Source organism: Dyella sp. M7H15-1 (genome assembly GCF_004114615.1).
Classification (GTDB): Bacteria; Pseudomonadota; Gammaproteobacteria; order Xanthomonadales; family Rhodanobacteraceae; genus Dyella_B.
Genome location: NZ_CP035300.1, coordinates 2,117,866 through 2,140,163, shown reverse-complemented (window position 1 = coordinate 2,140,163; position 22,298 = coordinate 2,117,866). Strand labels below are relative to the sequence as shown.

At 58.9% G+C, this 22,298-nt stretch carries 20 protein-coding genes and 1 tRNA gene; 9 read left to right on the top strand and 12 right to left on the bottom strand.

The annotated features are described in order from the left end of the window. Positions 1 to 53 precede the first annotated feature (53 nt). Positions 54 to 127 (top strand) — tRNA-Gly (locus EO087_RS09990). Between the two features lie 195 nt (positions 128 to 322). Here EO087_RS09990 and EO087_RS09985 read toward each other — a convergent pair. Next, positions 323 to 1,969, bottom strand: a complete 1,647-nt coding sequence (locus EO087_RS09985) for a GMC oxidoreductase (protein ID WP_205744343.1) — start codon at positions 1,967 to 1,969, stop codon at positions 323 to 325. Between the two features lie 750 nt (positions 1,970 to 2,719). On the opposite strand from EO087_RS09985, the gene EO087_RS09980 reads away from it, so the two are divergent. The 5 genes from EO087_RS09980 (at position 2,720) to EO087_RS09960 (ending at position 7,155) form a co-directional block, all read left to right on the top strand. Further along, complete coding sequence (locus tag EO087_RS09980; protein WP_128898737.1) at positions 2,720 to 3,172, top strand: RimK/LysX family protein; 453 nt, start codon at positions 2,720 to 2,722, stop codon at positions 3,170 to 3,172. Next, the gene (gene rimK / locus EO087_RS09975) at positions 3,169 to 4,086 is read left to right on the top strand and encodes a 30S ribosomal protein S6--L-glutamate ligase (protein WP_128898736.1); all 918 of its coding nucleotides are present in this window, start codon (positions 3,169 to 3,171) and stop codon (positions 4,084 to 4,086) included. The genes EO087_RS09980 and rimK overlap by 4 nt, the downstream gene beginning before the upstream one ends. A 346-nt stretch (positions 4,087 to 4,432) precedes the next feature. Continuing rightward, positions 4,433 to 5,119 (top strand): response regulator transcription factor, encoded by a 687-nt coding sequence (locus tag EO087_RS09970; RefSeq protein ID WP_128898735.1) that lies wholly within the window; start codon positions 4,433 to 4,435, stop codon positions 5,117 to 5,119. Continuing rightward, positions 5,103 to 6,389 carry a HAMP domain-containing sensor histidine kinase gene (locus EO087_RS09965; RefSeq protein ID WP_128898734.1) on the top strand — a complete coding sequence of 429 codons (1,287 nt, stop codon included), beginning with the start codon at positions 5,103 to 5,105 and terminating at the stop codon, positions 6,387 to 6,389. Before EO087_RS09970 ends, EO087_RS09965 begins: the two co-directional genes overlap by 17 nt. A 106-nt stretch (positions 6,390 to 6,495) precedes the next feature. Next, positions 6,496 to 7,155 (top strand): AAA family ATPase, encoded by a 660-nt coding sequence (locus EO087_RS09960; RefSeq protein ID WP_205744342.1) that lies wholly within the window; start codon positions 6,496 to 6,498, stop codon positions 7,153 to 7,155. A 237-nt stretch (positions 7,156 to 7,392) separates the two neighbouring features. Here the strand turns inward: EO087_RS09960 and EO087_RS09955 are convergent, their stop codons facing one another. Beyond that, positions 7,393 to 8,775 carry an L-serine ammonia-lyase gene (locus tag EO087_RS09955; protein ID WP_128898733.1) on the bottom strand — a complete coding sequence of 461 codons (1,383 nt, stop codon included), beginning with the start codon at positions 8,773 to 8,775 and terminating at the stop codon, positions 7,393 to 7,395. A 76-nt stretch (positions 8,776 to 8,851) separates the two neighbouring features. On the opposite strand from EO087_RS09955, the gene EO087_RS09950 reads away from it, so the two are divergent. Next, the gene (locus tag EO087_RS09950) at positions 8,852 to 9,085 is read left to right on the top strand and encodes a glutaredoxin family protein (protein WP_128898732.1); all 234 of its coding nucleotides are present in this window, start codon (positions 8,852 to 8,854) and stop codon (positions 9,083 to 9,085) included. Positions 9,086 to 9,128: 43 nt separating this feature from the next. Here EO087_RS09950 and EO087_RS09945 read toward each other — a convergent pair whose 3' ends face one another. The 4 genes from EO087_RS09945 to EO087_RS09930 form a co-directional block, all read right to left on the bottom strand. Continuing rightward, positions 9,129 to 9,689, bottom strand: a complete 561-nt coding sequence (locus EO087_RS09945) for a YceI family protein (RefSeq protein WP_128898731.1) — start codon at positions 9,687 to 9,689, stop codon at positions 9,129 to 9,131. Next, complete coding sequence (locus EO087_RS09940) at positions 9,686 to 10,267, bottom strand: cytochrome b (protein WP_128898730.1); 582 nt, start codon at positions 10,265 to 10,267, stop codon at positions 9,686 to 9,688. The genes EO087_RS09945 and EO087_RS09940 overlap by 4 nt, the downstream gene beginning before the upstream one ends. A gap of 9 nt (positions 10,268 to 10,276) precedes the next feature. Then, the gene (locus EO087_RS09935; protein ID WP_128898729.1) at positions 10,277 to 10,699 is read right to left on the bottom strand and encodes a DNA polymerase III subunit chi; all 423 of its coding nucleotides are present in this window, start codon (positions 10,697 to 10,699) and stop codon (positions 10,277 to 10,279) included. An 84-nt stretch (positions 10,700 to 10,783) separates the two neighbouring features. Continuing rightward, a complete protein-coding gene (locus EO087_RS09930; RefSeq protein WP_128898728.1) occupies positions 10,784 to 12,274 on the bottom strand; it encodes a leucyl aminopeptidase in 1,491 nt (496 codons plus the stop codon). Positions 12,275 to 12,371: 97 nt separating this feature from the next. Here EO087_RS09930 and lptF point away from each other — a divergent pair, with 97 nt between their 5' ends. Together lptF and lptG are read left to right on the top strand one after the other, a co-directional pair. Beyond that, positions 12,372 to 13,475: an LPS export ABC transporter permease LptF gene (lptF, locus tag EO087_RS09925; protein WP_128898727.1), complete on the top strand. Its 1,104-nt coding sequence runs from the start codon at positions 12,372 to 12,374 to the stop codon at positions 13,473 to 13,475. Beyond that, positions 13,475 to 14,578: an LPS export ABC transporter permease LptG gene (gene lptG / locus EO087_RS09920; RefSeq protein WP_128898726.1), complete on the top strand. Its 1,104-nt coding sequence runs from the start codon at positions 13,475 to 13,477 to the stop codon at positions 14,576 to 14,578. Before lptF ends, lptG begins: the two co-directional genes overlap by 1 nt. A 170-nt stretch (positions 14,579 to 14,748) precedes the next feature. Here the strand turns inward: lptG and EO087_RS09915 are convergent, their stop codons facing one another. Genes EO087_RS09915 through EO087_RS09890 form a run of 6 tightly spaced genes read right to left on the bottom strand, consistent with a single transcriptional unit; the run spans position 14,749 to position 22,271 of the window. Continuing rightward, on the bottom strand, positions 14,749 to 15,261 hold the full coding sequence (locus tag EO087_RS09915) for a type IV pilin protein (protein WP_128898725.1): 513 nt from the start codon (positions 15,259 to 15,261) through the stop codon (positions 14,749 to 14,751). A gap of 17 nt (positions 15,262 to 15,278) precedes the next feature. After that, positions 15,279 to 19,550 carry a PilC/PilY family type IV pilus protein gene (locus EO087_RS09910; protein WP_128898724.1) on the bottom strand — a complete coding sequence of 1,424 codons (4,272 nt, stop codon included), beginning with the start codon at positions 19,548 to 19,550 and terminating at the stop codon, positions 15,279 to 15,281. Between the two features lie 18 nt (positions 19,551 to 19,568). Beyond that, positions 19,569 to 20,150 (bottom strand): PilX N-terminal domain-containing pilus assembly protein, encoded by a 582-nt coding sequence (locus EO087_RS09905; protein WP_128898723.1) that lies wholly within the window; start codon positions 20,148 to 20,150, stop codon positions 19,569 to 19,571. A 31-nt stretch (positions 20,151 to 20,181) separates the two neighbouring features. Then, on the bottom strand, positions 20,182 to 20,940 hold the full coding sequence (locus tag EO087_RS09900; protein WP_128899889.1) for a PilW family protein: 759 nt from the start codon (positions 20,938 to 20,940) through the stop codon (positions 20,182 to 20,184). A 3-nt stretch (positions 20,941 to 20,943) separates the two neighbouring features. Next, complete coding sequence (gene pilV, locus EO087_RS09895; protein ID WP_128898722.1) at positions 20,944 to 21,657, bottom strand: type IV pilus modification protein PilV; 714 nt, start codon at positions 21,655 to 21,657, stop codon at positions 20,944 to 20,946. Next, a complete protein-coding gene (locus EO087_RS09890) occupies positions 21,654 to 22,271 on the bottom strand; it encodes a GspH/FimT family pseudopilin (RefSeq protein WP_128899888.1) in 618 nt (205 codons plus the stop codon). Before EO087_RS09890 ends, pilV begins: the two co-directional genes overlap by 4 nt. Between the last annotated feature and the right edge of the window lie 27 nt (positions 22,272 to 22,298).

Sequence of the window (22,298 nt, the reverse complement as noted above, 5' to 3'; positions counted from 1 at the left end):
CGCGCCCAGGATTCCAAAAGCGGCATCCGCCGGTTACCATCGACGGACGCGTTGCGGGTGTAGCTCAATGGTAGAGCTGTAGCTTCCCAAGCTACTGACGAGGGTTCGATTCCCTTCACCCGCTCCAGATTTTTACCTGATTCCGTAACCTCCTAACGCACAGTGCGCATGGAGTCTGGGTTTGCGAGTGATCTTTGACTCACCCGGCGGGTGAGTGGGTGATCTCACGCAAAGCAAGCGGGCAATGCGGGGTGCGAGTCAGGAGCTCACGGAATCAGGTTTTACTCAGAAGACCGCAAAAGACCACGGTTCAGGTCATCACTCAACCATCGTTGGCAATGATGTTCTCGATGTTGCGTTCGGCCAGCGCCGTAATCGTGACGAACGGGTTGACGCTGGTGTTGCCGGGGATCAGCGCGCCGTCTATGACGTACAGGCCCCGATAACCGACGAGCCGCCCGTAGTTGTCAGTGGCCTTGTTCAGCACCGCGCCGCCGAGGGGGTGGTAGGTCAGGGTGTCGTTCCAGGTCTTGTGGACCCCGAACAGGTCGGTGCGGTAGATGGTGCCCTCCGTGTGGTTGATGCGATCGAAGATGGACTTCGCCATCGTGATTCCGTGCTGTTTCCACGCCCGCTGCCAGCTCAGATCCACCTGCTGCGTGCCGGCGTTCCAGGTGAACTGCGCGCGGTGCTGGTTGTTCGTGATCGACAGATACAGCGACGCCCACGTCTCCAGGCCGGCAGGCAGTGGGGCCACCTCGGCGAATGCCCCGCCAGCGACCCAGTTGTCGATGCCACCGCACGGGATCGTGGATTGCTTGGCTCCAGTGGGGTCCCAGATCTGGTTCGCGCGCCCCACCATGATGTTCCCGTTGTCGCCCCAGTTTTGGCCGACCTGCCCGTTCAGGTTCGGCAACTCGCCGGTATCGCGGAGGCGTACTAGCAGTTTGCTGGTTCCGACACTGCCGGCGGCGAAGAACACCTTGTCGGCGGTGACCATCTTGCTGGTAATGACGTTCCCGGAAGTGTCTAGCTGGTCCATCAGAACCACGTAGCCGCCGTTGGGGGCTAGGGACACGGAGGTTACCTTGTGCAGCGGCGAGATGTTCACCTTGCCGGTGGCCAGCGCCGCGCGTATGTACGTCTTCTGCAGCGACTTCTTGCCGTAGTTGTTGCCGTAAATCACCTCTTGCGCCAGGGCCGAGCGCGGGACGGTGCCCGTGTCCTCCTGCTTCATGTAGTCCCAGTCGTACACGTCCGGCACGAACACGAACGGGAACCCGGAGCGATCGGCCTGCTTCCGGCCCACGCGCGCGAACTGGTACCAGTCGGTGGTGTTGAACCACGTCGGGTCCACCAGCCCGACGCCGAGCCCGGCGTTGGCCCGCGGGTAGTAGACGTTGTACATCTCGTCGGCGTTGACCGATGGCAGGATCGCGCCGAAGTTCTCACGCTGCGGCGTCACGGCCATGCCGCCGTTCACCAGGGAGCCACCGCCGATGCCTCGGCCCTGATACACCGTGATGCCGGCGAAATCCTCGGCGTCTAGGACCCCGGTGTATTTTGGGATGCTCCGGTCGATGGGGAATCCGAGGAAGTGGTTCACCGGGCACTTGGTCTGCGTGCGCAGCCAGTACGAGCGGTAGTCCGGACTGGTCATGTCGCAAAAGATCTTGCCGTCCGAGCCTGGGGTGTCCCAGGCCATGCCCATCTCGATCATCTCGACGCCGACGCCCGCTTGGGCCAGTCGCAGCGCAGCGACCGAGCCACCGTAGCCGGTGCCGATGACCAGCGCCTGGGTGTGGGCGCCGTTGCTGATGGAGGTGCTGTACCGGGTGCCGGCGGCGGCAGCGCGTGGGGCACTGAAGCCGCCGAGCGCCGCTGCGCCCAGGACGGAACCTGTTCCAACCAGGAATCTGCGCCGAGACAGGCGCGGTCCCCCTGGTCCTCCGTTGGATGTTGTGGTCATGTAATGCTCCTTACATTAGTGGGAATGTGAAAATTTGTTCTACAGATGTTGGGATGGTGATCATCTATCCTTGACATAGGCCATGGGATCTTTAATCAAACGACAATTCAGGCAGCCCGATCGCTGAACTAAATTCTGAAAGTAGTCGCTCAATAGCGATCACCCATGGCAACCGATCACCCGGTGGGTGAGGTGGAGATCAGTTGCAAAATTAAGCGTGCATGCGGGTTACATGAGTGATGGATAGGGAGCCATGGATTGCCGGGCGTTTGTTTGTGCCTGGCTATTGCGTTGCATAAGTAGTCATTTTCGGTACTCGGGCATCGCGATCCATCAGGTGAATACCTGATACAGCGTCGCATCCTTGCCAAGCAGCGCTTGCTGGCCCATCAGTCGCAGGATGTTGTACGCCACCGCCGCCAGTCCCTTTCGTATGGGAAAGGCTTTGGTAATCGCTCACCGGGAACTGCTTACCTGATTCCGTGAACTCCTGGCGCGCCATCCTCGCCGAGCCGATCGAAACGGTTGATGCCACCTAGCCAACAGAGGAGAGGATGGAAGGGCAGGATGGTGTTTTTCTCAGGTTGAATGTTAAGCTTTGTCGGTATCGTTATAGGTTACGTTCGCTCAGCCATTGATAGAAAAATTAAATGTTGTCATGGGCTTAGGGTGAATGAATTGTTCCTTTCACCTGCTCCACACCACCTTCGGCTCCACCGGGATCTTCCAAATCCAACAGCGTGAGCTGACATGGCGAACGTGATGACCCTTGGTTGGCGGGAGCGGCTGGCGTTGCCTCAGTTCGGCATACCTGTACTCAAAGCCAAGCTTGATACCGGTGCGCGCAGCAGTTCACTGCATGTGGACCAATTGGAAACCTTCACGCGCGATGGTGATACATGGCTGCGCTTTGTGGTGGGGCTTGGCCGGCGTTCCGCGCATCAAGTGCAGTGCGAAGCCCCGGCCTGCGACCGGCGTGTGGTAGTGGATACCGGTGGTGGCCGCAGCGAGCGGTGGTTCATTCGTACCGAGGTGATGCTTGCCGGCCAACGTTTCGACGTTGACATAAATCTGACCGATCGCCGACATATGTTATTTCCTATGTTATTGGGGCGAACCGCCTTGATCGGACGCTTTACAGTCGACCCTGCTCTTTCCTATACCCTTCCCAGGCCTGCGCACACGATGGTGGACAAACCGTGAAAATCGCCATCCTGTCGCGTAATGCGCGGCTTTACTCCACGCAGCGCCTGGTTGATGTAGCGCGCGAGCGCGGCCATGTCGTGCGGGTGCTCGATCCGTTGCGCTGCTATGTGCGCATTGCGCCGGGTGAAGTGAAGATTCGCTACAAGGGCAAGACCCTACACGACATCGATGCCGCCATTCCGCGCATCGGCACGTCGAGCACGTTTTACGGTACCGCCGTATTGCGTCAATTGGAGATGATGGGTGTTTACACGCCCAACTCCTCCGATGCAGTGCTGCGCGCGCGCGACAAATTGCGCTGTCTGCAAATTCTTGCCGCGAAAGGGCTGGACATGCCGGTGACGGTCTTTGGTGACAACCCGGATGACACCACCGATGTGCTCGACATGCTGGGCGAGCCGCCGCACGTGATCAAGCTCAATGAAGGCAGCCAGGGGACCGGCGTGGTGCTGGCGGAAAAACGCAGTGCTTCGCAAAGTGTGGTCGAGGCGTTTCGCGGCCTGTACGCCAACTTTCTGGTGCAGGAGTTCATCGCCGAGGCCAAGGGCTCCGACCTGCGCTGCTTCGTGGTCGGTGGCCACGTGGTGGCGGCCATGCAGCGCGACGCGGTTCCTGGCGAGTTCCGCGCTAATTTGCATCGCGGCGGCACGGCTGTGGCGGCCAAGTTGACTGCTGACGAACAGCATATCGCGGTGAATGCCGCACAGGCGCTTGGGTTGGGTATCGCGGGTGTCGACCTGTTGCGTTCCAACCGTGGCCCGCTGGTGTTGGAAGTGAATGCCTCCCCGGGACTGGAAGGGATCGAGGCGGCAACCGGTGTGAACGTTTCCGAGCACATCATCAAGCATCTTGAACGGCATGCCGGGAGAGCGGCAAAGCGCAGCAAGGAGAGTGGGAATCGGGCGAAATGAGTTCGCCTTTCCTTGATTTTTTCGACGTTAACTCAGCAATGAGCGCCGGTTAACTATCACGTAACCCCCTCACCCTTATAAAGGTCGCACTGTTTGTTTGCTCGCCACTTCAATCGTAAGGTCCGGTGACAGCAGACGACGGTATCGGGGCAGTAGCTTCAGCCCGGATGCAGCGACTTACGGTCGTAGCGTCCGGGCTTTTTCTTTGCCTCTTTCCAGTCGGCGAGTCCGGGCGGCGAGCAGGTCGCCAACCTTCGTTCAGTATCCGGCTTAACATTTGCCGTCCGCACTCGTTAAGCTTGTGCCTCCTCCGGCCTGTGCGCCGGTTGCGTAGCGGGAGAGACGCATGCGCGTTCTGGTGATTGAAGACAACAGCGATATCGCGACCAATATTGGTGATTATCTGGAGGGTCGGGACCATGTAGTGGATTTCGCCGGAGATGGCGTCACCGGCCTGCATCTGGCGGTGGTGCACGATTTCGATGTGATCGTGCTAGACCTCACCCTGCCGGGTATGGATGGCTTGGATGTCGCCCGCAAGCTGCGCCATGAGGCCCACAAACAAACCCCGGTGTTGATGTTGACCGCCCGTGATGCCCTAGAGCAGAAGCTCACAGGCTTCGAGTCCGGTGCCGACGACTACATGACCAAGCCATTCGCCCTGCAGGAACTGGCTGCCCGCCTCGAAGTACTGGCACGCCGCGGCAAAGGCCCGCAGAGCCGAGTGCTGAAGGTAGCTGATCTCACTTACAACCTGGACACTCTGACGGTGAGCCGCGAGGGCAAATCGATCCAGCTCAACCCGATCGGCCTGAAGCTGCTGCAGGCGCTGATGGAAGCCAGCCCTTCGGTGGTGACCCGCCAAGACCTCGAGCAGAAGGTGTGGGGTGAGGAACTGCCCGATAGCGACAGCCTTCGCGTACATATCCATGGCCTGCGTGCCGCGATCGACAAGCCGTTCGACAAGGCGTTGATCCACACCAGACATGGCATCGGTTACCGCATGGTCGATCCGGATGCAGTCCCGGCGTAAGCTGCGCTTTCGCCTCATTGTCTCCTTCGCGCTGTTTGGATTCGGTCTCAGTGCGTTGTTTGCTATCGCGTCGTTGTATGTGCGCGCCAAGGTCGAAAACCAGTTGGTCAATGCAAGCCTGCAAAGCGACGTTGACCAAGCCGTTGAATCTACGCACGCCGACCCGAGCAAACCGGTCGGATCCAGGTTGATCGATGCATGGATGTTTAGTGACCGCACTATCTACAAGGCGCGGCTTGACTGGCAGAACCTTGCGTCCGGTGTCTACGACATGCAGGACATGGGCAAGGATGGCCGTCCACGTCATTACAAGCTGGCCGTTGCGCGCAAGTATGGACTGATCGGTTTCATCAGCTACGACATCAGCCGCGAAGATCTGGGCAAACGGCAACTCATTACCTCGCTAGTCTCAGCGGTCATCCTGTTTAGTTTGCTGTCGCTGGCGATCGGCCTATGGCTATCGCGCAAAGTGCTCAAGCCGGTCAGCGAGTTGGCCAACCGTTTGCGCGATTTCCGCAGGACAGGTCGCGCGGAGCCGCTGGCGCCTCATTTCGCGGACGACGAAGTCGGCGAGCTGGCCCAAGTGCTGGATGAGTATTCCACTCGCCTTACGGCGATAGTCGAGCGCGATCGCGAATTCAATTCGGACGTGAGCCACGAGTTGCGCACGCCATTGGCGGTCATCTCCAGCACCACTGAGTTGTTGCAGGGATCGCCCGATCTCACTGACAAGCTGCGTGAACGCCTCAAGCGCATCGAACGCGCGTCGCGTCAGGCGACTGAGTTGATCGAGGCGTTGTTGTTGCTATCGCGAGCCGAACGCCGCGGTCCGACGCGAGGTGAAGTCACGGAGGTGGTCAAAGTTGCCTCCGACGTCATCGAAAGCCAGCGTCCGCAAGTGCGGGACAAGCCGATCGAGATCGAGCTGATCGAAAAGAATCCCGTCAGTGTCAACGCACCCGCATCGGTGCTGTCCGTGGCACTGACCAACCTGATCGGCAATGCCATCAAGTACACGCTGGAAGGTCGCGTTACCGTGCAAGTGGAAAAAGGCCGGGTCGACATCATTGACACAGGGCCGGGCATCAAGCCGGAAGATGCCGAGCGCCTGTTTCAGCGTGGTGTGCGTGGCGAAGGCGCGGGTGGCAGCGGTGCGGGCTTGGGCCTGGCCATCGTGCGACGATTGTGCGAACTCTATGGCTGGGATGTATCGATGCGGCCACGGACGGATACCAATGGTGCGGTGGCCAGCATTACGTTTGAGAAATAGGGCGAAACGCGTTTCAAAACGATGTGTCGACATAACGTCATATGCTTGCGCCAGTAAGCGCATTGCGCGGACATAAAAAAGTGCTGATCGGGGAATGGAGACTCTAGTGGTTGATCTTGATCCTCAAGCCAATTTGAGTGCGATGTTCTTGGACGAGGAGCGTCTTGAGCAGCTCTGGAGCAATGATGGCGAAGGCACAGTTTCCGGTAACTTGCGACCATTGATGGGTCGTACCGGGGACATAGCACCACCCGCAGTCGAGCGCATTCGAGAGGGGTTGGCCTTGTTGCCGGGAAATCTCGCTCTGTCACGTTTTGAAGATTTACTCTCGGAGAATTGGCCCAAATGCTTGGATGGTGAGGAGGCGGCGTTCCGGGTCATTACTGCGTTTTACCGAATCATTCTTCATGCAGCAGATGCAACAAAAGCGGAGCTGGTGTTGATCGACGTAGGCCCTAATTTGGGGGCCATCAATCGTTCGGCACTCATTGCCGCAGAGCGAGTGATTCTACCGCTCGCCCCCGATTTGTTTTCGCTACAAGGTTTGAAAAATCTGGGGCCCACGCTGCGCGAGTGGCGTAAAGGCTGGCAGAAACGGCTGTTCGAGTTACCACAGGCTGCAAATATACAGGCTCCTTCTGGACAGATGGCGCCCGGCGGTTATGTGGTTATGCAACATGGCGTTCGCGATAGTCGTCCAGTCAAGGCCTACCAGCGTTGGCTAAATAGGATTCCCGCAGTCTATCGTGAGTCGGTATTAGATTGAGTCCCCTGGGTCTAAATTCTTAACTCCTGAGCGGCACCCCTATGCATTGGCATTGCTCAAGCATTATCGAAGTCTTATGCCGATGGCGATGGATGCCCATAAGCCCATGTTTTTTCTCAAGTCCTCCGACGGTGCGATTGGCTCTCATATGGAGGCGGTGCACGCGTGCTATGACGATTTCTTGCAGCTATTGCAACGAATGCGGAAATGTTGGTCAATTGAGGGTGCTAAAGCTTCTCAACACTCGATTACATTCACCGCCAAACCGCCGCGCGACGTTTCCTTATATTTATCTTTCATATCGCGTCCGGTATCGCGCATGGTCTTGATCACCTTGTCGAGCGAAACGCGGTGCTTGCCGTCGCTCTTCAGCGCCATGCGGCTGGCGTTGATGGCTTTGACCGAACCCATGGCATTGCGTTCGATGCAGGGAATCTGCACTAGGCCGCCAATCGGATCGCAGGTAAGTCCCAGGTTATGTTCCATACCGATTTCAGCAGCGTTTTCGATTTGCAGCACACTGCCGCCCAGTGCGGCAGTCAGTCCACCAGCGGCCATGGAGCAGGCCACACCGACTTCGCCCTGACAACCGACCTCGGCGCCGGAAATGGAGGCATTTTCTTTGTAAAGAATGCCGATCGCGGCGGCGGTGAGCAGGAAGTCGATCACACCGTTTTCGTCGGATTTGGGACAGAAACGGTGGTAGTAATGCAACACCGCCGGCACGATGCCTGCCGCGCCGTTGGTTGGCGCGGTGACCACCCTGCCGCCAGCGGCATTTTCTTCATTCACTGCCAACGCGTAGAGATTCACCCAATCGAGAATGGTCAGCGGATCTTTCAGAGATGCCTCCGGTTGGTTGCGCAGCTCGGCGGCCATGGCGGGTGCGCGGCGCGTGACCTTCAAGCCGCCGGGCAACACACCGGGTGAGCGCAAGCCGCGTTCGACGCAACTCTGCATGGCCTTCCAGATATTCAGCAGGCCCACGCGGATTTCTGCTTCAGTACGCCAGACCTTCTCGTTCTCCATCATCAACCGGGAAATGGTCAGCCCGTGCTGTGCGCATAACGCCAGCAATTGCTCGCCAGTGCCGAACGAATAAGGTTGCTCGGTGGTATCGGCCACGATGCGGTCTTCCGCTGCTTCATCGTGATTGACCACAAACCCGCCGCCCACGGAGTAGTAATCACGCGTGGCCAGTTCGTTGCCGTCGGCATCGTAGGCGGAGAAGCGCATGCCATTGGTGTGGAAGGGCAGCTTTTGGCGCTTGTTGAAGATGAGGTCGCGCTTCTCTTCGAAATCGATCTCGTGCTTGCCCAGGATGCGGATGCGTTGGCTGGTGCGCACGCGTCTGAGGATTTCTGGAATCCGGTCCGGGTCCACCGTATCGGGATGTTCGCCTTCAAAGCCCAACAGCACCGCCTTGTCCGTGCCGTGCCCACGGCCGGTCATGGCCAGCGATCCATACAGCTCTGAACGGACCCGCGCAACGCGGTCAAGCACGCCTTTCTCTTCCAGCCAGCGCTCGGAGAAACGGGCTGCCGCGCGCATGGGACCGACGGTGTGGGAGGACGACGGGCCTATGCCGATCTTGAAGATGTCGAAAGCGCTGACGGCCATGGGTGCACTGCGGTGACGGGGATGAATTCAGTATTCTACGCGGGCATTCCCTGAAGGGCATTCCGCAAGCGCACGTATGGTTTATCTGGTGCTCTATCAACGTGACTATTGCCATCTGTGCGACCAGGCTTTGGAGGTGCTGGCCCAGGCGCGCGCGCCGGATTTCGATAGTGTCTGGGTGGACGATAGCACCGAGCTGGCGGAACGCTACGGCACGCGGGTGCCGGTATTGCGTGATCTGCGCGACGGAAGGGAACTGGACTGGCCGTTCGACGAAACCACGGTGCGCGATTTCATCGAGCAGCCGTAGCAGTGGGTTGGGTATAACCCCATCTATGGGTACTGGCCGGTGCTTACTTCGCAGTGAGAATCAAGTGTGCGGTCACCTTTACATCCGCACCCATCACCGATGTGTCCTTGTACTCCCCACCACCGACACCAAAGTCAAGGCGATTCACTGAGCCACTGACGTCCAGTGTGGCGCCGCTACCTTGCGGCTTGAAGGTCACATTCAGGCTCAGCGGCTTGGTAACGCCGCGCAGCGTCAGCGTGCCATCGGCGATCACCTGACCGCCCTGCTGGCGGAAGCCGGTAGTGACGAAATGCGCTTGTGGGTATTTGGCTACGTCAAAGAAGTCAGACCCAGGCAGAGCATTGTCGCGATCGCTGTCACCGGTCTTGGCACTGGACAGGTCAACCGTGACATCGAACTTCGAGGTAGCGAGCTTGGCGGCGTCATAGTTGATGGTGGCCGTCCATTTGCCGAACTGGCCATCGAAGTTGCTGCCCTGGAAGCTACTGGCGAAACCCAATGTGCTGCCCGAGGGCTGCACCGCGTAATCGGCCGCCTTGGCGGCGCAGGGAAGGGCAAGTGCCAGCAACAATACAAGCAAAAGAGAATAGCTGCGGTTCATGGGGTTTCTCCTGAGGGAGGCTTGCCGGAGCGTACGCGACCAAACGGCAGCATGCGGCGCAATACGTTGTCCCGGTCCAAAATATGATGTTTCAGCGCTGCGCAGACGTGGCCGATCAACACTAACAGTAATAGGTAGAACAGGTATTCATGTACGGCGTGCATGGTATGCGCCATGTCCGGATTCTTGTCCGCCAGCGCCGGCAGGTTGAACAGCTTGAACCATTGCAGCGGATAACCATGTAGCGAGTTGTAGAGCCAGCCGCTCAACGGTAACGCGATGATGAAGCCATACAGCAAGACATGCGTGGCATGCGCGGCGATACGCTGCCAGCGCGGCGCGGGTTCATCCGGCGGGGCGCGATCGAACAGGCGCCAGGCCACACGCAGAAAGAACAGCGCCAGCACCGTCAGGCCGATCGACTTGTGCAGGGCATAGATGTTGATCTTGCTCATGGATGGCGACATGCCGGTCATCAGCAGCCCCCACACGCCATTGCCTAGAATTCCCAAGGCAACGATCCAATGGAAAAACTTGGCCACCGATCCCCATTGGCGGTTGTCACTGCGCAGGCTCATGGATGTTCCTTACATGTCGAATTTGTTGACGTCGAATCCGAGCCGTTGGTACTCCCGCCAGCGTACACGCGAGCCATCGCGCTCCACTGGGTCGGCGGCCACCACTTCCAGCACGCGGTCGCCGCAACTGCGTGGGCATTCTTCGCGCAGGTTGATCAAGAGTGCACGCGTGGGCGTATCCACGCCGGGTGGCACGATCAGCACGGCGGTGTGTTCGTCGTCGTCATCACCGGCAAGCTGATGCGGGATGAAGGTGTCTTCGTCGAACGACCACAGCAGTTCGTCGAGTGCTTCGGCTTGGGCGAAATCGCGCGTCAGGATCAGCGTGGGCTGCTGCGCCACATACGCCTTGCGCGCGAGTTCGCACACGAGCAACAAGGGTTGTTCGCTGAAGCGTGGTTTGGCGATCAGATAAAAGTCGGCGCGAGGCATGTTTTAAAGAGATCGACTAGGAAGTGAGAAATAAGAGAAGAGGATAAAGCGGTACGTGGCTGCTTTTCTCTCACTCCTCACCACTCACTTCTCGCTTCGGTCGATCAGCCACTGCGCCAGCAGCGGCACCGGGCGGCCGGTGGCCAGGCCTTTGCGGCCTTCGTCCCATGCGGTACCGGCAATATCCAGGTGTGCCCAGCGTTGACCCTCGGTGAAGCGCGACAGGAAGCAGCCCGCCGTGATGGCGCCTGCATGCTTGCCACCGATGTTGGCGACATCGGCGAACCCGGAGTCGAGTTGGGCCTGATAGTCATCCCATAGCGGCAGGCGCCAGGCGCGATCAAGCGTGTTTTCGCCGGCGCTGAGCAGTTCTTCGGCCAGATCGTCGTGCTTGCTCATCAGGCCGCTGGCGTGCTTGCCCAGGGCAATGACGCAGGCACCGGTCAATGTGGCAGCGTCGATCAGCGCCTTCGGCTGGAAGGTCTGGGCGGTGTAGGTGAGGGCATCGCACAGGATCAGGCGGCCTTCGGCATCGGTGTTGAGTACTTCAATGGTGATGCCGGACAGGCTGGTAAGCACGTCGCTCGGACGATAGGCGTCGCCGTCGGGCATGTTTTCCACGGCGGGCACCACGCATACCAAATTGAGCTTCAGGCCCATCTTCACGGCCGCGACAAAGGCACCCAGCACGCCTGCGGCACCACCCATGTCGAACTTCATTTCTTCCATGCCCGGGCCGGGCTTGAGGCTGATGCCACCGGTGTCAAAGGTGATGCCTTTGCCGACGAAGGCGTAGGGCTTTTCATCTGCCGCGCCGCCCTTGTATTGAAGCGCGATCAGCTTGGGCTTGTTGGCCGAGCCGCGACCGACGGCAAGCAGGGAGCCGAAGCGGAGTTTTTCCATCTCCTCGTGGTCGAGCACGGTGCAGCTCACGCTGTCATGCGCCTCGGCAAATGTCACGGCTTGTTCTGCGATGTAGGCGGGGTTGCAGATGTTCGGCGGCAGGTTCGCCAATTCCCGGGCAAAGCGTACGCCTTCGGCGATGGCGGCGGCTTGGTCGATACCCATTGGGGCGTTCTCGGCGCTAGCGAAGGCAATGCTGCCCAGTTCGGGCTGACTGCTTTTCTCGCGCGGTTTGAGCGTGGCGGTGTAGCGGTAGGCGGCGTGATCGGCGGCCAGCGCGGCGGTGCGCACGCGCCATGCGGCATCGTGGCCGGGCACGTCCACGTCGGCCAGAAACGACATGGCGCTGCCGATCGGCAGGCGTGTCAGCGCACGGGCGGCTTCCAGGTTCACCTTCTGGAAGCGGGCAGCGTCGAAGGTTTTCTGCGAACCCAGGCCAACTACCAGCACGCGTTTGGCCTTGATGCCTTCTGGCGCGAACAGCACGGTGGTGCTGGCGGCCTTGCCGTTGATATCGCCGCTTTCCACCTGGCGTTTGATGGCGCCGCCGGTAGCACTGTCCACGCGCGCTGCAGCGCTGGTCAGCAGGCCGTTTTCGTAGACGCCGACCACTATGCAAGGGGTTTCGGCGGTTTCGGGAGCGGCGGTGTCAAGGCTGAATTGAAGCGTCATCGTCATTTCCTGCGGGAAGCCGGCGCGCGCTGAACCGGCTAGACTTAAGGTTTGCCTCTCCAACACGGAAGGGGCATGGAACCCACTATTCTATCGCATGCTGAGCATCCTAGACCGATACTTCCTGCGCGAGCTGGGCCAGACTGTAGGCGCCACAGTCATCGTGCTGCTGGTGATCATGGCTGGCACTTCCTTTGCGCACGTGCTTGAGCAGGTGGCCAAAGGTAGCTTTCCGGCCAGCGTGATGTTCCAGGTGCTGGGCCTGAACATGGTGGACAGTTTGTCCACCATGCTGCCGCTGGCCGGCTTCCTGGGCGTGCTGCAGTCCTTTGGTCGCATGTATCGCGAAAGCGAGATGCACGTGCTGGCCTCGTCCGGCATGGGCATGGGTGGCCTGTTGCGTCCGATGTCGATCATCGCCGTGCTCATGATCGCGGCGGTAAGCACGGTGGCGATGTGGCTGGGGCCGTTGGCGTCGCACACGTCAGACAATCTGGTCGCGGCCGCCAACCGCTCCATCATTGCGGCTGGCCTGGATGCAGGCCGCTTTACCGAGCTGCCGGGCAAAGGTGGCATCATCCTGGTGGATTACCTCAGCCGTGATGGCCAGAAGCTTGGTAACACCTTCATTGCCCAGGAACGTACCAACAAGGACGGCAGCCTGACCATGAAAATGGCCACCGGCAAGAATGGCCACCTGTATTCCAACAGCGACTCCAGCAACCGCTACCTCGCCTTGAACACCGGTTGGCAGTATGAAATTCAGCTGGGTGCGGACAACTGGCGCCGCATGCGGTATGTGCGTAATGACAACGCGTTGTCGGCGATCCAGTCCGATGACGAAACCGATCCCATCCACAACCTGGGCATGATCGACCTGATCAAGAATCCCACGCCGGATGCGCGCGCCGAGTTCGCCTGGCGTACGGTGGTACCGATGATGACGCTGGCGCTGCTGATGCTGGCGATGCCGCTGTCGCGTCAAACGCCGCGTGAACCGCGTTATGGGCGTATACTGATCGCGGTGCTCGGTTTCTTCCTGTATTACAACCTGCTGGCGCTTTGTCGGGGGCAGCTCGCCAAAGGTCATTGGCATCATCCCTGGCCGATGTGGCTGCTCAGCCTGGCCTTGTTTGTGATTGCCGCAAACGCATTTCGTAACCACTATGTCGCGCGTAAGCCGCGTAAGCCGAGCGCCTGATGGCGGTTGTGCGTATCAAGCGGGTGGATTGGCTGATCGGCGTGACCGTACTCGGCTCGATGCTGCTGGTGTGGCTGGTATTGATCGGCCTGGATGCGATGATCCAGTTCGTGCGCCAGCTCGGCTACATCGGCCGCAATGGCTATACGCTAAGCAACGCGATCTTCTACATCGTAGTGACGATCCCGCGCCGCATGTACGAGATGTTCACCTTTGCTTCGCTGATTGGCGGATTGCTTGGTCTCGGTGGCCTGGCTTCCACGGGCGAGCTGACCGCATTGCGTGCAGCCGGCATGTCGCGCCTGCGTATTGCGGTGTCGGCGGTAGGTGTGGTGGCGGTGTTGATTGTCGGTGTGGTGATCATGGGCGAAACCATTGGTCCATGGGGCGATCAGCAGGCCCAGGCGTTGCAGTTGCGCCTGCGGTCCGGCGGCAATTTGGGACTAACCAGCAGCGGTTTGTGGGCGCGTGATGGTGACCGCATCATCAATGCCAAGAACAGCGCTTTGCGCAATGCGGGCGATCACTCCTATGTGCAGCTCATGGACGTGCGTGTTTTCACCCTAACGCCCGATGGCCAGCAGTTGAGCCGCTTCGACCAAGCCAACACGGCCGAGCAAGTGGGCAAGGAATGGGTGTTGGATCACGTGCGCACCACCACGCTCGACGACAAGGGCGTATATAGCACTACCTCTAGCAGCGAACGCTGGGATTCCAAGCTGGATCCGGAAGTGCTGCAACAGTCACTCGTGCAGCCGCAATATCTAGCCATACGCGATTTGCAGCACATCATCGAATACAAGAAGAAAAACGGCGAGAACACGCGACCGTACGAAATTCCGCTGTGGAGTCGCATCACCTACCCGTTCAATGTGTTGGCGTTGGTGTTGTGCTCGATGCCGTTTGCCTTCGGCGCTTTGCGTTCGGGTGGCCTGGGCAAGCGCATCTTCATGGGCATGATCCTGGCGATCAGTTGGTATTTCGTGCAGAAGGCGATCGTGAGTTTTGGCACGGTGTACGGCATCCCGCCGCTGGTGGCCAATATCCTGCCTGCATTGTTGCTGGCGACTATGGGTTGGTACTACTTCCGCAAGCATGCTTAAGGCAGGTGGGCGCCATGTCGCCTGTTCAGCCCTATTTTGTTCCACCCCGTTTTGTCCTGGACAGTGCCGGCTACATCGAGTAGGTGATGCGTGAAGATTGTTTCGCGGAATGGCAGGCTGTGCTGACCTATTCACAGTGGGCATTGACGGATGAAGCTCACGCTTTGCCGTTACCAGCAACTGAGCCCGCCACTGGTCGTCCCGGTTCCTCCCGAGTTCGTTTGATTACCAAGGTAATCGATCTGGTATGTCCCGCATGGATCGCTGGTTTGAGTGCTGCCCGCAACCGGAGCGGCGGTGGCAGTGAAGGTCGCGGCCGTGGTGCCGCCGGAGGCTGGCGCGGTGATCGTCACGCTGTAATAGGCCTCGTTGCTGTTGTTGGGAACCTTAATGGCATTGCTGGTCACGCCGGCGTAACCAAGAGTCGCCATCTCGGCGGTGTAGTAGTTATTGGTGGAATAGAACGTTTCCTCGCGACGCGCCAAATCGAGCAGTGCCGACTTGGCGGATGATTCACGCGACTGCATGATCTGCTTCTTGTAAGCAGGAATGGCAATGGCGGCGAGGATCGCGATGATGCACACCACGATCATCATTTCGATCAGCGTGAAGCCATCGGGACGACGCCTCGCAGCACCTATCAAGCCGCGATAAACGTTTGCCTTGTCGAATGTCTTGGCCATGACAGTTTCACTTTGTCTCAATGCAGTTGCAGCCACGTCAGGCGCTGCCCGTTTTGCGCACCTGGGGGGTTGATCTGATTGATCGTGGGGATGGTGCTAACGGTCTGGTTGACCAGGTAAGGCTTGCCGTTTGCCGTGACCACCGACGGACTGCCCACTGCATTGAGCGCGATGCCGCTGATGGACCCGCTGATGACATTGCCGGTGGTGTCGGAGAAGAACGATTGGGTGAAGCCGCCACCCGTGGCTGGGTTCAAGGCCATGGTCCAGCCCGATGCCGTGACCACGTTACAGGTCAATGGCGAGTTGTTTGCCGGGATCGTTGTGTTCACGATGAAGGCGCCCTCGACCACGATGGGGTTGTAGACAACCTGTTCGGTCTGGTTGTTGCCACCCACCCAGGGTACGCCGTTATACCCGGGCAGAGGCAGATACCAACCGTAGTCGGTACCGGCTGCGGTAACGGTACTGCCGCTTGAATTGACCGTAGTACATGTCATGCCGACCATACACACCACGTTTTCGCTGATCGTGCGATAGCCCAGGATGGTCGTGGAGCCGGAGGCGATCGTGGTACTGGTGACCGTCTGTTGTTGCAACGTGTTTTGCGTGATGGGCGAAGATGCCGTCGGCGCGCCGCTGGCGGGGACGCCTGTCGATGTGGTCAGGCCGGCATAACTGGAGCCCGGGGTGCCCGCGATGCCCATGTCCCAATCCCAGATGCCATACAGCGTTTGCGGTCCGGGTGAATAGACGGCGCTGGACGTCACGGATTGAGACTGAACGGAACCAGTGCCGAATTCCGCCAATATGTAAGGAATGCTGGAGTTTGCGCTGGGTTCCACCGTGGCCACCACGGCCACTTGGGTGGTAATTGGCTGTGGACTGATGACCGTGTACGTTGTCGTGCTGCCACTGGTCGTGCTGGTGGTACCGTAGGGGTAGGTTGACTGTTGCGACACGGGCACCGTCGACAGGGTTGTGATCGTTGGCGAGGATGTACTTGTGCTGCCGTTGCTATGGGTCGTGACGGTGTACACCGTCTTGGTGGGTGGCGTGGTGAACAAGGGCGTGGCCGAGCTGTTGCCGAAGTTGGACACCGCCCATCCCGAAGGGGTATTGGCGGTCAGGTCGAAACGCCACACGTTGCCGTAGGCATCACCCGCGTAAACGTAATCGGAGATGTGATCATCGTCGAGATCGACCGCGGAGACCGAGCCAATACCATTGGGGTTGCTGGTACTGCCCACGCCGGTATCCAGGAAATACACGGTGGATGTGCTTGCGCTGCTGGTGTTGATGACACCATTACTGTTGACGATCATCACATAGATGCCGGCATGGCCCGTGACGCTATTGAAGCCGTTGCCGAAGATCACCGCCCATAGCCCGTTGTGCAAGCGGCGGATCTCCGGGGTGCTGACGGTTTGGCCAAGGTCCTTGCCACATTTGCTGGTGGAGGTGTCGGTGGCACACACAAGCGTGGTGGCGACGGAGGTGCTTGCCGGCGTGCTTCCGTTGGCTGGGGTGGTGGTAACCGCCGTACTCCACTCCCCGATCACGTTGCCGGTGCCAAAGGGGTTGGTGCCAAGATCGGTGATGTCGATCGCGAAAATGGCGTTGCCGCCGGCGCCCAAGCCACTCACCAGCCACGTATGCCAGGTATTGTTGTAGAACAGGTCACCCGTTCCCGGTGTGGCGTCCACGAAGAAATTGTGCGCGTAGTTGACGGAGGAGTAATCCAGGGTCGAGGTGGTCGCGTTGTGAATGGTCGAAAGCACGGCTCCCGGTATGTAGGCAAGCACTTCCTTGCCATCGTTCGCGGTGCCGTTGGTGCAGAGATTGTCGAGTCCGTTACTGGTGGTTCCCGAGCATGCGTAAGTGCCGTTGGCGGCGTAGTAGCCCGATTCAAAACCATGCATGAAGCCATCGTTCGAGCCGGCGTAGACCACGTTCAGGCGTGAGGCTTCGTTGCTCGTGAACGTCCCATAGGTGGTCGCACCCGTGCTGTTCTCTGATGGTGTCATCGAAGAGTAAAGTAAATCCGACCATGTGTTCGGATACGGTGCCGAGGGCGCTCCCACCCAGGTGGGGCTGGAATCGATGATGTCACCCAGCACGCTGGTGCGCGCACGGAAATCATCATAGGAGCCGGCAGAGTTGACGACCGACGAACCAGATTGTGTGACCTCGTTGGTGCGATCACCGCCCAGATAGTTGACACGATCCTGCGCCACCGTGCTGGCGTTCGTGACACCACTGTCGTTGGATCCTAGCCACACCTTTTCATTCGAGGTCAGGTTACCCCAACTAAAGAGTGCCGCGCTCGGGCTGCTGGCATTGTCATTTGGACCACCGGTCCAAGTGACCATGGTGCGGCTGCTCGGTCCTTGCGCCGTCATGCTGTTTATGCCCGTTGCCGTGCAGTTGCCGCCGGTAAGCACGCACGAAGCGTCCCAATTGGCCGTGCTGGAAATCGATACCGTGCCGCTGCTGTTGACGACTAAGTTCTGCGAATTCAACTCACCCCACCAGTTGTTGGGGTGGTAGTACGCCAGGTACACCTGCGTACCGGTTTGCACTTCACCGGTTTGCTGGGTGTTGATGCCAGCCGAGCTGGCCGACAGGTTTGCGGGCGTGGCCTGGAAGCAGGTGATTTCGTGGACGTTCTGGCTGCCGCCGGTGGAGGCGCCGAAGCCGAGCAGGAAATTCGCCGGCATGGTGCCGTTGGACGAAGAAATATCCTGTGAGGTCAGTACCGGCACGTAGTTGCCACCGTTGTAGCTGTACCACAGGCTCAGCAGGCCGGTCTGGGTGATTTGCAGCTTGTAGGCAATGGGTATCGCCGCCGAGCGTGTCAACGCATTTTCATCGGCGATGGGCGAGGTGCTGGGAAGGTTGACATACGCGTTAGGGATGGCGGCGTAGTCGGGAAATATTTTGACGGCCGTATGCGATGTCGAGGTCGATATCGATACCGGATAGTAGATGCCACTGACCATCACAAAAGGTGTGCCTGAACCATTCCAACCGTCATTGTTGGTGGTTGTCGTGCCCAATACCGTTGCGCTTGCTGTAGGCGTCGTAGCCGCATAGCTATACGTGGTGGTGGCGACGGTCGTTGTTGTATTGCAGGTGTAGCCGCCCGCTTGCACCGTGCCATTCGTGACTGTGCTGGTCGTGGAGGGAGTTTGCTGAAAGAGTGCTGTTCCGCCGGGGACGCTGATAGCTGTCCCTGAGCTGGAGCCGGCGCCACCGCTGGAGGTATTGGCGGGCTGGGCCGACTGGCAGGCATTTTTGTTTGCTTGATAGTTGTGTGAGCCTGAACTAAGCGTGGGTGTGTACTGGTAGGTGGTCGTGGTCAGCGTGGTGTAATTGCCGTGGGGCGGATAGGTATAGGTGTACGAGTACTGGTTGACGCCGTTCGTCGTATAGCTGTAACTGCCGCCGTTCTCACAGGTGTTTTTTACGTCGTTTTCCGTGGCTTGGGAGTTGAGCGCCTGTAGCTCACTCAGGTAAATGCCGCCGTAACCGCGCAAGCCGATGCGCTGCGGCTGATACTGCACACCATTGCCGCCATTGCTGGTCGTAGCTTGCTGGCCGGTCGCCGTGTTGTCGCCGTTATAGGTATAACCAAGGCCGGTCACCGCACCATTGAGATAATTGCCGTATTCGTCCATGCCCAGGCCGATGTATGCGCCCACCATGCCGTCATAGGGATTGTTGACGTTCGAGCAACTGTAGCCAAGGCTACCGCCAAATGCGCCAATTTGCGGGGCATAGGTGGTGGTGCCGCCGCTGGTGCTGGATGACACCTTGGAGGCATCCAGCAAATAAAAGCCGATACCGTCCGCACCGTTACCCGCCGTACCGCCTGCGTTGCCGCTATAGGCGTAAGTGGTGAAGGTCACCTGGATGCCCTGGTTCGAGGAAAAAGGTGTATTCGAAATGATGGACCCGCTCAAGTTGCCATAGCACGTGCCCGTGGGGCCGCCGGCACAGCCGTTGGTCAGGCGCAGTGCACCACTGCCCACCGGGTCAGCATTATTGGTCAGGCCGGCCTGGATCTGATTGCCGTAATAGGCCAGACCGTTACAGGCGGGAATGCTGCCGGTGCCATTGCCGGCTGTCAGGCACGCCCCCCTGGACGGGATCCAGTTGAGGTTGGCCGATGTACCGGTGAAACTGTCTTGCACACTGACGGTGGACGTTTGCGCATGGGTTGCAGGCAGCCATGCGGCAAGCCCGATAAGCGCCAGCCAGCTCGCAACTATTCGTACGGGTTTCATCTTGTTCGCGCTCCGTATTTATTCCGTGCAAGACAGGCATTTGGTGCTGGATGACAGCTCGTAAGTGCTCTGTACCACAGCCACTGCATTGGGCGTGCTGCCATAACTGAGTGCCGTCACCTGATAGACCTGGCCGCCAAGACCACCCGCTGCTGGGCCCAGATACTCAAGGTAGAACTGAGGGTCGGCGTAATACGTATTGTTGCCGCCCGTTGTCGATAGGGTGATCGCGGGAGCCAGGCTGCTGTACGCCATGCCGTTGCTCAGCGTCATGGGATTGCTGGACGATGAGGGGTTCGCAATGTTGACTGAGTTCGAGCAGATCGTAAGCGTGGTCAGTGGCGTGCTGGCCGGGCAGTTGATCGGAGCAGCAAGGCTTGCCGAGTTATGTACCAAGATGTATTCCGCATACTGCAGTGTGCTCTGGGCAAGCTGGAAGGCACGGCCTTTTTCTTTGGTATTGGAGGCGATGTTTTCCTGCTCGTTGAAGCTGTGATACATGCTCACGGCCAGTATGGTCATTACGAGCAGCATCAGCAGGCTCGCGATCAATACGAAGCCGCCTTCTTTCCGAATTAGGGTTGGAGATGCGGTAGTCATGGACGTTCTCTTGAGTATCACTGCACTGCCATCACTTGGCGTTCTGCGTCAACAAAACGATTCGGCTAATCGGTAACAGGGTTGCCGATGTCTGGCCGGGTACGCCGGACTGGCCGTAGAGCGGATTGACGAACGTGAGTTGCAGGTTGACCGATTGCACATAGGCCCACATGGCATGGCTCGTTACCTGATCGGCCGTCAGGTACTCGGTGACCGAATTGTCATGGTTAGTAGCGACGCCGTAGAACACCTCCAAGCCTTCGACACCGCTTATGATCGTTGCGGGTGAGGTCTGGGTGCTGAGCTGGCAAGTCAAGTTGCTGTTGGTGATCGCGAAGGTTTCGGTGACCACTGTCTGCGCCGTATCAACCTGGCCCATGCAGTCCAATGTATTGCCTGCGTTGGCGGCGGTATCGGCCATGAAACGCACTTGCAGCGTATCGTTGGTCGGGGTTGTGCTCGAATGGGTACCGTAAACGGCTTGCCCTGCGACGGTGAAGGGCGAGCTGGCGTTGAAGACGTTCTGCTGGGTATAGAGCGGAGTGGGTGGGTTGGTGCCATAGTTCGCTGACAATGGGTAATACCCCGCCGTTTGCACCGCGTTAGCCAGGACGATCAGTGCCATGCGCTGGTTGTCCTGCACTTGTGACATCTGATTTTGCGTCTTGAACGTCGTGCGTGTCTGGAACCAGACGTCGAACAGGCCGGCAAGCAGGAAGCTGCCGATGAGCAGTGCGATCATCAATGAAATAAGACTCAAGCCGCGCTGGTTGTGACGATGCATGTTCATGGCTCAGATCTGGTTCACCAGCGTGTAGGACATGTTTGTGGTAGCCGATGCATTGGTGGTGCCCTGGTTGACGGCGGCGGCCGACTTCTCTGTCCAGGTGATCGTGATGCTGCAACCCACTGGGGCGCTTGCCGAACAGACGATACTGGCCTTGGAGCCCGGCACCTGCAGCAGCAATTGGTTTGCCCATAGCTGCACGTCGTAGCCCGCTACGTCGGCAGAGGTTGGGCAAATGGTGTTGAAACAACTTCCCGAGTAGGTAGGCGGGCTGCCCGTAAAGGTCAGGCCGCTGGATGAGTCGGAGGCGCTTCCTGTGCCGGTAACGGTAAACGTCGGCGAGGTGTTGGCCCAATAGTCGGGATTGGCGCTCATCGCATCGGCCAGGCTGCGCGCCTGAATCGCCACCATCGATTCCAATTGCGAGCCGTGCGTACTGGATAACGCAGAAGCCTGCATCGCTGCCAAGCCAAGCAGGCCGATGGAAAGAATCACTAGTGCGACCAGCACTTCCAACAAGGTGAAGCCGCGCGTCCGATGAGAGGCAAGATTAAGGCAACGCTGAATAAGTATCACCGCCGTCACCAGCCCTGTCTGTTCGCAGGCCATAGGGCCGACGGCGAAGGTAGACTGGCTGTCTATCGAGACGGCGGACCGAAGGGATGCGGACAGACAGGGCTGGTGACGGCGGTGATACTTATTCAGCGTTGCCTTAATCATGGGCACTGACTCTGGGTGCTGTTTTGCGGTGAATTCACGGTGATGGTGCCCGCTTCGGACAACTGCACACAGCGGCGCCAGTTCACGTTGTTGGTGGCGTCATGCAAGGTCAGCGTGCCGGTGTTGGCATCCGTGGGCGATGTACTAAAGCTGCCCGTGCCGCCCATGCGGTTGAAGGTAACGAATTGCAACGTCACCTTTGTCGAGGTAGAAACCAGTGTGTCGGTACCGGTGAAAGGGCCGTGGGCGTGCAGCAGCACGTCGCCTGTATTGGTATTGAAAGTTTGATTACCGCTGACGTCGGTAAACACGATCCATCCAGTGTTCCACTCGGTATTGGCGGTGCACGACGGTGTTGTACCGGAAGGACTGACCGTAGGATCGGTCGATGGGCAGATGGTCACTGTCAAGCCTTGCTTGACCGCGGCAGAACGCGCCAACTCGACGTCAGTAGCCAGATCGTTGATCTCGCCCGCCATGCGGTTTTGGGTGATGACACTCTTGTAAGAGGGAATGCCAAAGACCGTAATGATGGCGATGATGGCAATCACCACCACCAGTTCCACCACCGTGAATCCCTTCGTCTGCCTGCGATGCACATGCATCGGTTTCATGGATTGCCCCTGTCGTGCCTGAAAATA